This is a genomic window from Fructobacillus sp. ChS1-6f1-1-27, assembly GCF_059579415.1.
Map to the genome: position 1 here is coordinate 120,559 of NZ_JCAOER010000001.1, position 15,072 is coordinate 135,630.

Here is a 15,072-nt window from a genome sequence, read left to right on the forward strand (position 1 = left end):
GTTAGTCAGTTAAGATTTTTGGGGTTAAGAGCGTCAGACCAGCTTGTGCTAACCGGTCGGTTAATGCCTCTTTTTCTGCCTGGTTTTGCCAAATTACATAGCCATTGTCACCAAAACCGGCGCCAGAAACCTTGCCGGCTAGGCCAAGAATTGCTAAAACCTTTAGGTATTGACCTAAGCTGGTTGTTAAGTAGCCAGCGGGGAGGGTTTTAGCTAAGAGGTCTTGGTTGGCCTGGATGGCTTGGCGAAGTGCCCGGTAGTTTTGGTTGGTTAGGGCTTGCTTGGCAGCCTGGACAATTTTACTGGACTGAGTGATGAAGTCGGTCGTGATTGCTCCCTTGGCCAAGGCCTTTTTTGTTGAGGCTGGTTCAAAGGTTGGGATAACCCCAAAGGACCAGTCAGTCGGCCAGTCAATTGGTTCGACCTTCAGCCCATCCCAATTTAGTTGGTCAAAGTCAGCGACAGCCAAAACTTGAGGTTGGTCAGATTTTTGGAGCCAGGCCGGTGCTTGGTAGTAGATGATACCAGCAAAGGTAGCAGAAGCAAGGTCGCCTAATGACCCAGACCCTTGAATTAAATAGTGGGTAAAGGCAGCCTGCTTGAAGAGGTCTAGCAAACTGTCTTTTGTTTCAAAGTAAGTAGCAAGGCCCTTGATTACGGCAACGGTTACAGCTGCCGATGAACCAAGGCCAAGTTTTTTACCGTCGACTTCCATCTTAGACTGGATTGTGACCCTGGTGGCAGGGTACTCGCCTAAGTTCAAGTCCTCGTGGTTGCGGTAAAAGAGGGTCGCAGCTGCTTGGACAAAGGACCAGTCCGTTTGAAAGCTTAGGCCTTCTTGGTTAAAAAGTGCTGGCAGGTCCTCCCAATTTAATACAAAAGTACTATCCAATGTATCAGAAATAAAGGCAACCTGGCCAAGGGGACCCGCTGGGTCCTTTACGAGTTCGATGGTTAATCCTTGGTCAATGGCAGCCAATAAGGCCCCTTGTCCTGGAGTTGTGACTGCGTATTCGCCGGCTAAAAAGAGCTTGCCTGGGATTGTCAGAGCCGTTTTCTTCAAAAAGTTATTCCTCGATATATGAAATACCAGGACCAGGTGTGGCTGTTTCTAAGCGAAGCTTTGGAAACTTTTCGGCCAACTTGTCTGAAATTGTCTGGGCCTGGTCCTGGGTGGTGATGATTTTAACGTTTGGGCCAGCATCAAGCGTGGCATAAGCGGTTAAGCCAACTTGTCTGAGTTCCTTGACGTAGGCAAGGACGTCTTTTGTGAGCCTAGTAAAGTAAGTAAACCGCCGGTCTTTGGCGGTGATGTTTAATTCATGCATCGACAAGGCGTTATCTTCTGCGATGGCACCGATGGTATCGATATCACCGGCTTTGATGGCGGCCTGCATTTGGTCAAATTGGTCTTTCGACTTTTCTACCCAAGCTTGGTAGCCGGGGGCGGTCATGGCCCGTTGCATCCCATCAGAAGAAGAAACCTTCTTGGTGGTGCCAGCGACTTCACAGACGACCAAAGCGATTGGTAGGTCTTGGGCAAAGTCTAAGGATTCAGCGTAAGACGAGTCATTATCTTGACCGGCGTGCCAGACAGCAAAGCCAGGGAAAAATGACCGGGTAGCAGAACCAGACCCGCGGCGGGCCAACTTCGACATTTCTTTTTCAGATAGGTCCCAGTCGTTGTATTTGGCAACAGCAGCAGTTAAAGCTGCAAATGATGAGGCAGATGAAGCCAAACCAGCAGAGGTTGGGACATCGTTTTTTGAAATTACGTTCAATGGTGGAAAGTCGCCAACTTCAGTCCGCAAAAAGTCTAAGTACTTGTGGATTCGATCAGGATTTTGCATCATATTGTTGATCAAGAGGGTGTCATCTTGGCCCTCTGTGACCGTTGTGGTGGTGAAAAACTCATCCAAAGTCAAAGACAACGATGAAGTCGTTGGTAGACTAAGGTCTAAGTCCTTTTTCCCCCAATACTTGATGAGGGCAATATTTGTATGGGCTCTGGCAGTACTGGTTTTATCGTTCACTGGCTGATTCCTTTAATTCGTTTATTATGATTTGTTAGCAGCTTTTAGTGGTTCAATCCAAGTTTCCTTGGCCCCGGCTGCTTTCAACTGTTTCGCGATGGCTTTGGCATCGTTACTATTTTTGGCTAAGGCTAACATCGCGCCACCAATCCCAGACCCGGTCAGTTTAGCACCTAAGGCCCCGGCTTCCAAAGCAGCATTCACTAAGCGGTCGAGCTTGGGGTGGGAGACTTGGATTTGCTGGAGGTCGTGGTGGGCCTTGGTAAAGAGTTCACCGAGCTTTTCGGGATTATTGGCGACCAATGAGTCTTTGACCTGGTAGGCGAGTTCACCAAGGTGGGTGATGGCCTGCCAAGTAGGCTCGTAGTTGGTTTTCAGTTGTTCTTTGACAATGTTAACGGCTCGCATTGTTTGACCGCGAACCCCAGTATCGGCTAAGACCAAAGTGGCTTCTAAGCCAGTCGCAAAGGTTTGCAACTGCTGGTCTTGGAACCAAACGGGCTGGTCTGATGAGACCGTTACCGCATCGATTCCTGAAGGCGACCCATGCGAAATATTTTCTGACAAGTCAGTATAATGCTGCAAGGTGGCATGGTCTAACTTCTGGTCTTGCCAGTCATAAAAGGCCCGAATAATGGCAGTTGCTAAGGCAGCAGAAGCGCCGAACCCCCGTTCTTGAGGGATGGCTGAGGTGACCTTTAATAGGAAAGACCGGTCCGCTTGGTCAAAGTCGGCTAATAAGGCAACTAAGAGTTGGCGGACACCCTCTAGGTCAGCACCAAGTTCTGATAGGTCATAGGCTTCTTCAGTTAAAATAATTGTTTGACCGCTGTCGATTTCTTGAAACTTGGCTTGAATGGTCAAGTTCAACAGGGGAATCGCAACGGCAGGTTGCTTGTAAACGACCGCGTGGTCGCCAATGAGAATGGCTTTAGCATGTGATTGGCCAAAACCGACGTGATGATTTTCCATATAAATGACTCCAATAACTGCTAATATTGTACCGCACTGGAGTAAGTAGTGTAAAATAATAAGGTGAGCTCATGATTAAAATTTTAATTACTGAGCAAATTTTCTTTGAAAGGAGTCCTGATGAAAAAATCAGCCGCCTTTGTAATCGTTGATTTGGAAACGACCAACCCCTCTGTGGAGAAGGGCGGCCGGATTATCCAAATCGGGATGACCTTCGTTAAAAATAAAAAAATTGTGAACCACTTTGATTCCTTTGTGAACCCCGCTCAGGTAATCGATAAGAAAATTCAGCAGTTAACCCACATCACCGCTAAAGATGTCAAAGATGCCCCTTTCTTTGAAGAAATTGCACCACTTTTGCAGTCGATGTTAAAGGGGCAAGTCTTTGTCGCTCACAACGTCAACTTTGACTTGCCATACTTAAACGCCGAGTTTGAACGGGTGGGGATGACACCGATGGATTTGACTGCGATTGACACTGTTCAATTGGCCCAAATCTTGTACCCAACGGCACCGGGTTACCGTCTGTCTGACTTAACCAACTACTTGGATTTGCCGTTAGTCCAAGCTCACCGTGCTAACGCCGACGCCGAGGCTACCGCCCACCTGCTCTTAGCACTCTGGCAAAAGGCTCAAGACCTACCAAAAGAAACTAAGAAGGACTTACTTTCCATTGACTGGAACTTGCTTCGACAAAGTCAAGACTTCTTGAAGATGGCGATTAAGGACCGGGCCTTTCATTTGGATGGTCGGTTAAAAAACCAGGGGCCTGGACAAAAAGACCACCGCTTTGAAATCATTGACCGAACCGATTCAGAGCAAAAGACTGGTCACCAGGCTGTCTATCCGGAGAGCTTTGCCGATAAAAAGGAAGCCTTTCAAAGGGCCTTAACGCTTTCTTTTGATGAGGGGCAGACAATGGATGCGGTTAACCAGTTTTTGGCTAAACGGCGCCGGATTGTCTTGGACCTCAAGACGCCGGCCAGGGTTCATAAAACAACGGCCTACTTGCTGCCGATGTTTTATCAAAAGCCGGGCCAGCAAAAAATTATTTTGGCTAATGATTACCAAGTCTTGTTGCACCAAGAACAAGTACTGCAAGACTTGAAAAATAAGTTGGCCCTACCAACCGTTAAAGTTGGTAAAGTTTTGTCACCTAAGGATTACTTGGATGAAGACCGGTTTAAAGACCTACTGAAAAAAGTCCAAAAAGAGGGTGGCCATTTCTGGCAGGCTCGGATGATTGTTTGGTACGGCGAAAGCCAGGAAAAGATTTTGGCCGAATTACCAAAGGGCGTTTACTACCAGGCCGAATTAGCCGGTCTTGGTAGTGACCAAGCTGGCTCATACTTTCAGCAAGCAGAGGAGGCGGCCAAAGAGGCGGAAATCGTCTTAACGACGGCCAAGGACTTTTTCTTGCAAGCTGAGCCGGCCAGCTGGATTAACCAAAGTCAAAAGCCGGTCTTAGCTTTAGAAAATCCGATTGGCTTAGATGAAGTGGTTGAAGACACCTTTGGCGTGTGCTTAAGCCCTGGCTATTACCAAGACCAGGTAGCTAAAATTGCCGACCAGGCAACGACTTTGCCAGCTAAGGACCAGGGGCGTTTGAAGGTTGCTTTGCATAACTGGGCGTTAGCCTGCAACCGACTGGAAGAAAATTCAGTCGACCTATCTTTGATTAAAGTCGCCAAGGCTTTGTTAAACCGGTTAATTGATGTGTTAACCTTGGCTGACCAAGCTGGCCTCCAGTTCCGCTTACGGGAAGTGGACTTGCAAACTAGCTTGGACCAGTTAACTTGGTTGTCTGCTCACCAGGAGTACCTGGGCAAAATTGATTGGAAAATTGCCACTGAGCCGGCTGTCCAAGACTTGGTCTTTACGGTTAAAGCCGACTTGCTGTATCAGAAGTACTTCTTAAAGCAGGTTGATAAGGTTTTGCTGGTTTCTTCTTATTTGCCAGTTGGTTTGGCTAAGTTCTTGCAGCAAACACCAAAAGCCTTGACCTATGAACAAAAGGTCATTCAAACCGACCAGCCATACCCGGTCAAAGTTTTACGAACTAGCAAGAAAACAGAAGATGATCTGTTGCGGGATACGTTGTCTGCCGGGGCCAAACAAGTTGTGTTGGTAGCTGAGGACTTTGCTAGCGTTAGACATTGGTATTACAAGCTATCAGACCTGTACGGGGATGACTACCAGGTTTATGCTGAGGATATCTCGGCGTCATTGAAAAAAGCCGTCTGGCAAAGCCAGCAGGCTGGCCAATCAATTTTGGTGGTCACACCGGCCTACCTGTCGTTGGTCTACCAGCAAAAGTTGCCGGTCCCAACGGTGGCAATGGTTGCAGCTGGCCAGCGGGTCACGGCACGATCAGTCTTTGCAATCCTAGTGATTGCCTTGCAAAAGCATTCCAATGGGTTCTTACTATCATCCTTTAGCCAGGGTGACCTTAAGGCCTGGGGAGAGCAAGTTGAACTGATAAATGAGAACGGCGGTCAGGTAAAGACGAACGTTTTAAAAGACTACCTAAAATAATTAATTAAAAGACAGTCGATGATGACTGTCTTTTATTTTTATCTAGAAAATTATTTGTTAATTTAGTTGACATTCATTTTTTTCTAATGTATATTAATGACAAGTTAATATTAAATAGAGGTCGCAACCGACAAGAGTAGCAGAGATGTGAAAGGGGACGTTGCCGAAGCTGGTGGTTTTCCACCTTGCTGGGCTAATAGTTAAGAGCTATTAGACTGTCGCTGTTATCAGCGGGGTGCTATTTTATCTGTTTTTTGGCAAAGATTGAAACAAAATCCAAACAGCAGGGCAAAGCCCCCAGCTGTTTGGATTTTTTTATTGTTTTCAGGAGGTTTTCAATGGTTGTCGCAACGCATCGTCCTAGTCGGATTTTAATTTCAAAGCACGCTGTGCAAAAAAACCTCCAAGTGATGCGTGATGCCAGTCAGGCCGGTTTCATCTTCTTAACAGTCAAGGCCAATGCTTACGGCTTTGGCTTACTTGAAATGAGCCGGGCCGCTGTTGATGGCGGAGCTGATGGTTTAGCGGTCGCAGTTTTGGATGAAGGAATCGCTTTACGAGAAGCTGGCTTTTGCCAACCAATCTTGATTTTGGGCCTTACACCGGTTTACCAAGCCCAACTCTTGGCCGACTTTAACCTGATTGGCACGGTTGCTAACCAAGAGTGGTTGGCTGAAGCAAACCAGAATTTACGGATGGGCGGCCCAAAACTTCAGGTTAACTTAGGAGTTGATACCGGAATGGGCCGGATTGGTTTCCGTAGCCGTGAAGCCTTGGCTCAAGCCATTGATGCCTTGCAAAATGACTACGACAAGATTACCTACCAAAGTATTATGACCCACTTTGCCACGGCAGATGACGAAGACACGACTTACTTCGATGGCCAAGTTGCTAAGTGGCACGAGCTGACTGACGGTTTGCCAATGCCCCCAATGGTTCATGTGGCGAATTCAGCAGCGGCCCTTTACCGGGCCGACCAAGTCCCAACCGAGATTATTCGGGCTGGAACTTCGGTGTATGGCATCGAGCCTTCCGAAGGAACTCTGCGAGAAGATAACTACCTTGACCCGGTCTTGTCCTTGGAATCAGCGGTAGTGATGATTAAGCAACTACCAAAGGGTGCTTCCGTTTCTTACGGGGCGACTTACCAAACGACAAAAGACCAGTGGGTGGCAACGGTGCCAATTGGCTATGGCGATGGAATTGCCCGTCAAAGTACTGGTTATGAAGTTATTATTAAAGGTAAGAAGGCCCCCATTATTGGTAAACTCGCCATGGACCAGCTGATGGTAGCCGTTGAAGAACCCGTTGAGGTTGGCACAACCGTCACCTTTATTGGCAAGAATGGCCAAGAGGAAAATACACTAATCGATTATGCCAACTATTGTGGCATCGACCCCTGGGAGATGACGATTAACTTCCAAGAACGGTTGAACCGGGAACTCGTCGATTAATTTGTAAAAGTAGGAGAAAACTGATGGCAATTGAAATCCCTGTAAATGACCAAGACCAGCTGATGATTGGCGGTGTGCCCGCCAGCGTCTTAGCCAATCACTACCAAACACCCTTATACGTTTACGATGTTTCGGTGATGCGCGCCCAAATGCAGGCCTTCAAGCAGGCCTTTAAAAACCAAGGTCAAGAAGGGGCGGTGGCTTATGCTTCCAAAGCCTTTGCCTGCCAGGCAATGTACCAAGTGGTCAAAGAAGAGGGCTTGCACTTAGACTTGGTTTCACCGGGTGAAATTTATACGGCAGCCTTGGCTGACTTTCCGATGAACCATGTTTCTTACAACGGCAATAACAAGTCTCGGGCGGACTTAGCCTTTGCCTTGGACCACCAAGTTGGCACGATTATTGTGGATAACTTCTATGAATTAGAACTCTTACAAGACTTGCTTCAAGGCCGAAACGTCCAACAAGATATTATCTTACGGGTAGTTCCAGGTGTTTCAGCCCACACCCATGATTACATCCAAACTGGCCAAGTTGATTCCAAGTTTGGCTTTGATTTGGAATCTGGCCAGGCTAAGCAGGCTTATGAAATTGCCTCGGCTGATCCAAACTTGCACTTGCTCGGCTTATCATCCCACATCGGTTCTCAAATTTTTGAACAAGATGGCTTTGAACTAGCTGGTAAGAAGTTAGTTGACCTCTGCCAAAGTTGGGGGTATGAACCGGCGGTTTTGGACTTGGGTGGTGGCTTTGGAATTCCTTATACGGATGAAGATGACCAGGTTAAGCGCCCAGAAGACTTGGTCGAAGCCTTGCTAGCCAGTGTGCAACAAGAAACTGACAAGGCCAAAATGGCGATGCCAAATATCTGGATTGAACCTGGTCGGTCAATTTCAGCCCCAGCCGGTTATAGTTTGTACAAAGTTGGTTCTCGCAAAGATATTCCTGGTGTCCGGTCTTACTTGGCCGTTGACGGTGGCATGGGCGATAATATCCGGCCGGCCCTGTACCAGGCCGACTACCAAGCAGTTTTGGCTGACAACGTCCATGGCGAAACAGAACAGCATGTTCGGATTGTTGGTAAGTACTGTGAATCGGGGGATGTTTTGATTCAAGACCAAGCCTTGCCAGCTACCAAGCCAGGGGATGTTTTGGCCGTTTTGAATACCGGAGCTTACGGCTATTCAATGGCCTCCCGCTATAACCGCAACCCGGTTCCAGCCGTAGTCTTTGCCGAAAACGGCTTGTCACAATTAGTCGTTGAAGGCGAAACCTTAGCGGACTTAACTAGCCACGACCGGGCCTACCAATTAGCTGGTCAATGGTAATTTGAAAGGAAAAAGAACAATGACAGAAGAAATGAACACGGAAGCAATTATTAACTACTTGGCCACTTCAAAGAAGAAGACCCCGGTGAAGGTCAGTTTGGCTGGCAACTTGGCAGGGATTACCTGGCCTAATACGGTTCATGCCTTTATTGAAACCAAGACCGGCACGGTCTTCGGGGACCTGGCTGATATTCAACCAATTTTGGACCAGCACCAAGCAGATATCACCGATTCCTATGTTGAAATCATCGCCCGCAATTCAGGGGTTCCTTTACTAGATACTCGCAACTTGGAAGCTCGAATTGAGCCGGGGGCTTTGATTCGTGACCGTGTTCAAATCGACCCCAAGGCCGTTGTGATGATGGGGGCTGTAATTAATATCGGTTCTGTGATTGGGGAAGGTTCGATGATTGATATGGGGGCAGTCCTCGGTGGGCGGGCCCAAGTTGGTAAGAACTGCCACATCGGAGCTGGCGCAGTTTTGGCGGGTGTGATTGAACCAGCCTCTGCCGAACCTGTTCGTGTTGGTGATGGTGCCTTAGTTGGCGCTAACGCCGTGGTGATTGAAGGAGTCCAGGTCGGTGAAGGAGCCGTTGTGGCGGCCGGTGCGATTGTTACCCAGGATGTGCCGGCAAATACAGTGGTGGCCGGTGTCCCTGCCCGGGTCATCAAAGAAATCGATGACCAAACGGCCCAAAAGACGGCCTTGGTTGCGGCTTTGCGCGACTTGTAAAAGATTTTTGAAAATTAATTTGGCATAAGTGGTCAAAAAATTGGCCTAAATGACAGGAATGTCAGTTGTAAAACAGATAAAGGAGAAAGAGATGGCAGGACAGACGCTGGACTTAATTCAGGTTCGTAGGGACCTTCATAAAATACCAGAATTGGCATTGAAAGAGTTTCAGACCAAGGACTACTTGCAAAAAGTCATTGACGGCCTGGACTGCCCCTTTCTCGAAACTAAAGAAGTCAAAGAACTGCCAACGGCGATTTTAGTCCGCTTGGCTGGGACGAAGGGTGATAAAACGATTGGTTACCGGGCTGACATTGACGCGTTACCAATCGAAGAAGAAACGAACTTGCCCTTTGCCTCAACTCATCCGGGGACAATGCACGCCTGTGGCCATGATATCCACATGACGGTTGCCCTTGGCATCTTGGAACACTTTGCTAACAACCAACCAGTCGAAAACTTGGTTTTCTTATTCCAGCCGGCTGAAGAGTCAGAGGCGGGTGGTAAGCAGCTTTATGAACTGGGCGTTTTCCAAGGCGACTACCAAATTGATGAAATTTATGCCTTGCATGACCAGCCAAACTTACCGGCGGGGCGACTCGCAACGATGCAAGGAACCTTATTTGCCGGCACGACCGAAATTCATTTGACGGTTAAGGGCCAGGGTGGGCACGCCGCTTACCCTCACCAGGCCAAGGATGCGATTGTAGCGGCTGCGGCCTTTGTTAGCCAAGTTCAAACAGTTGTTTCCCGGTCGGTTGACCCGGTTTCTGGTGGGGTGGTCACGATTGGCGACTTTCATGCTGGAACTGCTGGTAACGTAATTGCCGGAGAAGCCAAGTTAGACGGAACAATCCGGGCCTTTACCCAGGAAAACCTAGAAATGATGCAAGGGCGAGTCCAGGCAATTTCCGATGGGATTGCCCTCACATACGGGATTGAAATGGACCTCGACTTAGTCCAAGAGGGCTATTACCCCGTCGAAAATAATCCTGAAACAACGAAGGCGGTGATTGGCTTTATGAGTCAAAATCCTTCGATTGACTTTAGCATTGCCGAACCAGCCATGACCGGTGAAGACTTTGGCTACTTGATTAACCAAATTCCGGGTACGATGTTTTGGTTAGGGGTTGGTGATCCAACCCACAGTCTTCATGACAGCCGGTTAAGTCCGGACGAGTCAGCAATTCAGCCTGGCATTCAGGCCTTAGTTGCTTACCTTGAAAACCGGATGGCCGGTTAAGTCGTTTAACAAATTCCAAATGGACCCGTATGTAAATCAGAAAGGATGGCACGCTGATGAATACCTTATCTTCAGTAAACTTAATTACCGCTTTAATTACCCCTTTTACAACTGACAACCAGATTGATTACCCAGCTTTAGACGCCTTGACTGACAAGTTGATTGGCGAAGGTAGCCAAGGTTTTGTGATTGGTGGGACAACCGGTGAATCACCAACTTTGACCGATGGAGAACGGCAAGACTTATATGAGCACTTTGCCCACTATGTCAATCATCGCACGCCAGTGGTTGCTAATGTTGGAACCAATAACACTGCTGAGTCGGTTGAACTAGCAAAAATGGCTAGCCAAATTGACGGGGTGACTGGCGTGTTGGCCGTCACTCCTTACTATAATAAGCCGGACCAAGCGGGGATGGTTGCCCACTTTGAGGCGATTGCTGACGCCAGTGCTGTTCCTGTGATGCTGTACAACATTCCGGGCCGGTCAACCGTCTTTTTGACGAATGAGTCGGTTTTGCATTTGGCCGAACACCCAAACATCAACGCTGTTAAGCAGGTTACAAGTATCGATGACTTGGCCGAACTAGTCGACCGGGCCCCTGATGACTTCTTAGTCTTTACTGGTGAAGACAGTCAGACCTTAGCTGCTAAGGCGGTTGGTTGTGCTGGTACGATTTCGGTTGCTTCTCACTTATATGGCCATGAAATGCAGGCTTTGTTTACGGCCCTAGAAAATGGGGATGTTAAAAAAGCCGGTGAGTACCAACGGTACTTGACACCGCGGATGAACGCGTTGTTCTCCCACCCTTCACCAAGCCCTGTTAAGGCCATTTTGGCAGAAGAAGGCTTGATTGAAAACCAGGTTCGTTTGCCACTGTTGCCATTAACGGCTGAACAAACCCGTGACTTACACGTTCAATTAGGACACCAAGGAGTAGTAGCATGAAGACAATTTTTCTAGCGGGAGCCAACGGGAAGATGGGCCAGTCAATTGCCCAAATGGTGGCTGACCAGGCTGATATGGAACTAGTCGGGCAGTTAACAACGACCAGGGCTTTGCAAAGCGCAGAAAAAAGCCAATCGGCGGTACCAACTTTTACGGCTTTGACTGACATTGATGTGACGGCTGATGTCTGGGTTGATGTGACCAAGCCGGCCGTCGCCTTTGAAAACGGTCAGTATGCCTTGACCCATGGCTTTGACTTGGTGATGGGAACCTCGGGGTTGTCGGCTGACCAGCAAGCAGCCTTGGCCAAAGAAGCTGCCACTCACAACCAGGCTGGTTTAATCGTGCCAAACTTTTCGATTACGGCGGTCTTGTTGATGCAGTTTGCTAAGCAGGCGGCAGTGTATTTGCCAGCCGGTGAAATTATTGAAGCCCACCATGAAGATAAGGTCGATGCACCGTCTGGAACGGCCATCCAAACGGCTCAAATGATGAAAGCAGCGCGGACGGAAATGCCAAATATTCCGGTTTCAGACGCTAGTGCCCGGGGGAACCAAGAAAATGAAATTCCAATCCATGCTGTCCGCTTGCCTGGCATTTTAGCAGAAGAAACGGTCTTGTTCGGCTCAGCTGGTGAAACGTTGACAATCAAGCAGTCCACCTCTAACCGAGCCGCCTTTATGACCGGTGTTGCCCAAGCAATTCGTGGGTTAGAAAAGGTAACAGGATTACAGACTGGCTTAGAAAACGTCTTATAATATTAGAATAAGAGGAACTAAGAACAAAAGAGGATTGAACGAAATGTAGTGTTGCTATCGAAACGGGGGATTTTAATGGTAGAAGTGAAAGCAAGTTTGCAAGGACGACACAGTAAGTTGTTGGACCAAGTACCGCCAGCAGCTATTCGGGCCGTCGATACGGAGTTGTCAAAGATTGATGGTATCATCAAGTTAACCCTTGGGGAACCAGACTTTAAAGTTCCTGATGTTGTCAAAGAAGCGGTGAAAGAAGCTGTTGATAACGACCAGTCCCACTACGCACCATCGCAGGGGACGTTGGCCTTGCGGCAAGCGATTAGCTCCTACCTAAAAGACCGGTACCAGGCCCCTGTTTATGACCCAGAAGGGGAAATTACCGTGACGGTTGGTGCAGCAGAAGCGCTGTATATTAGCCTTGCTGCCTTGTTTAATCCAGGTGATACGGTCTTGATTCCAACACCGGCTTTCTCCTTTTATAAGGCGGCGGCAATTCGTTTAGGGTTGAACGTGGTTGAAGTCAACACGGCCCCAGCATTTTTGTTCTCCGGGCAAATGCTACAAGAAACCTTAGTGGCTCACCCAGAAGCTAAAGGCTTGATTATTAATTATCCGGGTAACCCAACCGGGGTGAACTATACGGATGATGATTTAAAGAACCTAGCTAAGGTAATCGACCAAACGGACTTAGTTGTTTTATCAGATGAAATTTATGCTGAACTGAGCTATGACCACCCACACCTGTCATTGGCTTCCTTAGTGCCAAGTCAAACCATCTTAATTACCGGTTTATCAAAGTCTCACGCGATGACTGGTTACCGGGTGGGCTTTGTGGCTGGGCCAAGAGAGATGATGACGGCGATTGGCAAGGCCCACGGTGGGACCGTTTCATGTGCACCAACGCCAATTATGGCCGGGGCCTTGGCTGCGATTACTAAGGCGCCAGAAGCGCCAGTTCAAATGGGCAAGGTTTATCAAGAACGGCGGGATATTCTCATGGCTGGTTTGAAAAAGGCTGGCTTTACCTTTACCAAGCCTAACGGGGCCTTTTACCTCTTTGCTAAGATTCCAGCTCAGCTTGACCAAGATGACCAGGCCTTTGTCTTAGACTTGGCCCGCAAGGCCAAGGTCGGCGTGATTCCTGGTTCAGTCTTTGGGCCAGGCGGGGAAGGGTATTTGCGCTTTTCTTACGCGACGGATACGCCAGATATTGAAGAAGCCGTTTTTCGGATTAATTCTTACGTTGCTAAATATTAATTTAAAAAAGAGCCGAGCGGTGATTTTCTCCACTAGCTATGCTCTTTTTTTGCTATAATACAAAATAGTTATGACAAATTGGAGATAGCACCTTGATGAGATCAAATCGAACGAATCGGTCAAAGGCCTTCAGCCGTAAGCGGTTTTCGTGGGGAAAGTTCTGGTTCATTTTAATAACAATCATGGTTATTGCAGCAGCCGGTTTGGCTGGATATGTTTACATGTCTTTGCGTCCAATGGCCCAGGCTGAAGCAAGTGTCCAAAAAACAGTGAACCAAAAAACGGATATGACCAACCTCCATGATTTAACGGTTGATTACCGGGATGGGACTACTTATGCGGTCTTGGGTTCTGAAAATGGTAGTCAAAAGGTTGCCATTATCAGAAATAATAAGGTAACGACCTTTGACTATGGCAATGGTTTGTCCAATTCACAACTTTCATCATTGTTGAAGAAAAAGTACAACCCAAAGAAGGTTTACTCGGCCAACTTATCTGAATACGAAAAAGCTTTGGTTTGGGAAGTTAGTTACGAAGACCAAAACGGTAAACTCAACTACTTAACCTTAGACTACAAGTCAGGGGAAGTTTACCGGTCAATTATTGGAATTTAGGAGTGTTGCATGCTTGATACAAGTGAGTTTTCAAAGCGTAGCCAGGCGCTACAACCATCTGCAACGTTAGCGGTTTCCAAAAAAGCAAAGGAAATGGCCGCTGCTGGCATGGATGTGATTAACCTTGGCGTTGGTGAACCTGATTTTCAAACCCCTGCTCCAATTAATCAGGGCGCTATTAAGGCAATTGAAGCCAATAAGACTTCCTTTTACACGCCGGTTGGTGGGATTTTGCCGCTCCGACAGGCAATTGCTGACCATTCTTTCAAGTTGACTGGTCAAAAGTTGTCAGCTGACCAGGTAACAGTGACGACTGGTGCTAAGTTGTCTTTGTACGCCTTGATGCAGGTGCTAATTAACCCTGGTGACCAAGTGGTGACTTCAGCCCCATTCTGGGTATCTTATGCTGAACAAGTCCGCTTAGCTGGTGGGACTTTTACCGCCGTTGATACGAAGTCAGCGGATATGAAGTTGACCCCAGCCGACTTGGATGAGGTTTCAGGTCAAGTCAAGTTGTTAATCATTAACAATCCAACGAACCCAACTGGCCAGCTCTACCAAAAAGCAGAAGTTCAGGCCTTGTTAGACTGGGCCAATGACCATGGTGCCTTTGTTATTTTTGATGAAATTTATGGCCAATTGGTTTATAACGGGGCCACCTTTACCTCTGCCTTGTCTTTGCAAGACATCAAGGATTCGCGCCTGATTATCGTTAATGGGGTTTCCAAGTCTTATTCAATGACTGGTTGGCGGATTGGTTGGACAATTGCCGATCAAAAGATTATTGCCGCCATGAATAAGTTGCTTGGTCACATGACTTCTAACCCATCAGCTGTTGGCCAGCAAGCGGCTTTGACTGCTTTAACCACTGACCAGGACATTATCGAACAGATGCGTCAGACCTTTGAAGCGCGGTTGAATGCTACTTATAATGGTTTGCAGGCCATTGACGGCTTGTCCGTCTTGGCTAAACCTGAAGGGGCCTTTTACCTTTTCTTCAAGGTTGACCAATCTGTCTTGGACAAGTTAGGTCTTTCTTCTAGTGTTGAATTTGCCAGTGCCTTATTAGAAGAAAAACAGGTGGCCATCCCAGCGGGAGAAGGTTTTGGGATGCCAGGGTTCTTGCGGATTTCATACGCTAAGGACCAGGAACAAATTAATCAGGCCTTGGCCCGGATTAAGGACTTCGTTAGTTAAAAGT

13 protein-coding genes and 1 riboswitch are annotated in these 15,072 nt (G+C 47.7%); of the genes, 10 read left to right on the forward strand and 3 right to left on the reverse strand.

Features of this window, described 5'->3' with window-relative positions; translation table 11 throughout:
- Position 1 precedes the first annotated feature (1 nt).
- Genes AC5162_RS00610 through mvk form a run of 3 tightly spaced genes read right to left on the reverse strand, consistent with a single transcriptional unit; the run spans position 2 to position 3,005 of the window.
- Positions 2–1,063, reverse strand: a complete 1,062-nt coding sequence (locus AC5162_RS00610; RefSeq protein WP_496533330.1) for a mevalonate kinase family protein — start codon at positions 1,061–1,063, stop codon at positions 2–4.
- 4 nt (positions 1,064–1,067) lie between these two features.
- A complete protein-coding gene (mvaD, locus tag AC5162_RS00615) occupies positions 1,068–2,033 on the reverse strand; it encodes a diphosphomevalonate decarboxylase (protein WP_496533331.1) in 966 nt (321 codons plus the stop codon).
- 24 nt (positions 2,034–2,057) lie between these two features.
- A complete protein-coding gene (mvk, locus tag AC5162_RS00620) occupies positions 2,058–3,005 on the reverse strand; it encodes a mevalonate kinase (RefSeq protein WP_496533332.1) in 948 nt (315 codons plus the stop codon).
- A 120-nt stretch (positions 3,006–3,125) separates the two neighbouring features.
- Here mvk and AC5162_RS00625 point away from each other — a divergent pair, with 120 nt between their 5' ends.
- The 10 genes from AC5162_RS00625 (at position 3,126) to AC5162_RS00670 (ending at position 15,068) form a co-directional block, all read left to right on the forward strand.
- Positions 3,126–5,540, forward strand: a complete 2,415-nt coding sequence (locus AC5162_RS00625; RefSeq protein WP_496533333.1) for an exonuclease domain-containing protein — start codon at positions 3,126–3,128, stop codon at positions 5,538–5,540.
- Between the two features lie 107 nt (positions 5,541–5,647).
- Positions 5,648–5,789, forward strand: a riboswitch (Lysine riboswitch).
- 89 nt (positions 5,790–5,878) lie between these two features.
- Positions 5,879–6,994 carry an alanine racemase gene (gene alr / locus AC5162_RS00630; protein ID WP_496533334.1) on the forward strand — a complete coding sequence of 372 codons (1,116 nt, stop codon included), beginning with the start codon at positions 5,879–5,881 and terminating at the stop codon, positions 6,992–6,994.
- Positions 6,995–7,023: 29 nt separating this feature from the next.
- Complete coding sequence (lysA, locus tag AC5162_RS00635; protein ID WP_496533401.1) at positions 7,024–8,322, forward strand: diaminopimelate decarboxylase; 1,299 nt, start codon at positions 7,024–7,026, stop codon at positions 8,320–8,322.
- Between the two features lie 19 nt (positions 8,323–8,341).
- Positions 8,342–9,055, forward strand: a complete 714-nt coding sequence (dapD, locus tag AC5162_RS00640; protein WP_496533335.1) for a 2,3,4,5-tetrahydropyridine-2,6-dicarboxylate N-acetyltransferase — start codon at positions 8,342–8,344, stop codon at positions 9,053–9,055.
- Positions 9,056–9,146: 91 nt separating this feature from the next.
- Positions 9,147–10,298 carry an N-acetyldiaminopimelate deacetylase gene (locus AC5162_RS00645; RefSeq protein ID WP_496533336.1) on the forward strand — a complete coding sequence of 384 codons (1,152 nt, stop codon included), beginning with the start codon at positions 9,147–9,149 and terminating at the stop codon, positions 10,296–10,298.
- A gap of 56 nt (positions 10,299–10,354) precedes the next feature.
- The gene (dapA, locus tag AC5162_RS00650; protein ID WP_496533337.1) at positions 10,355–11,245 is read left to right on the forward strand and encodes a 4-hydroxy-tetrahydrodipicolinate synthase; all 891 of its coding nucleotides are present in this window, start codon (positions 10,355–10,357) and stop codon (positions 11,243–11,245) included.
- Complete coding sequence (gene dapB / locus AC5162_RS00655; protein ID WP_496533338.1) at positions 11,242–12,003, forward strand: 4-hydroxy-tetrahydrodipicolinate reductase; 762 nt, start codon at positions 11,242–11,244, stop codon at positions 12,001–12,003. Before dapA ends, dapB begins: the two co-directional genes overlap by 4 nt.
- A gap of 75 nt (positions 12,004–12,078) precedes the next feature.
- Positions 12,079–13,257, forward strand: coding sequence for a pyridoxal phosphate-dependent aminotransferase (locus tag AC5162_RS00660; protein WP_496533339.1), 1,179 nt, complete (start codon positions 12,079–12,081; stop codon positions 13,255–13,257).
- Positions 13,258–13,352: 95 nt separating this feature from the next.
- Positions 13,353–13,871, forward strand: coding sequence for a hypothetical protein (locus AC5162_RS00665; RefSeq protein WP_496533340.1), 519 nt, complete (start codon positions 13,353–13,355; stop codon positions 13,869–13,871).
- Positions 13,872–13,880: 9 nt separating this feature from the next.
- Complete coding sequence (locus AC5162_RS00670; protein ID WP_496533341.1) at positions 13,881–15,068, forward strand: pyridoxal phosphate-dependent aminotransferase; 1,188 nt, start codon at positions 13,881–13,883, stop codon at positions 15,066–15,068.
- Positions 15,069–15,072 lie beyond the last annotated feature (4 nt).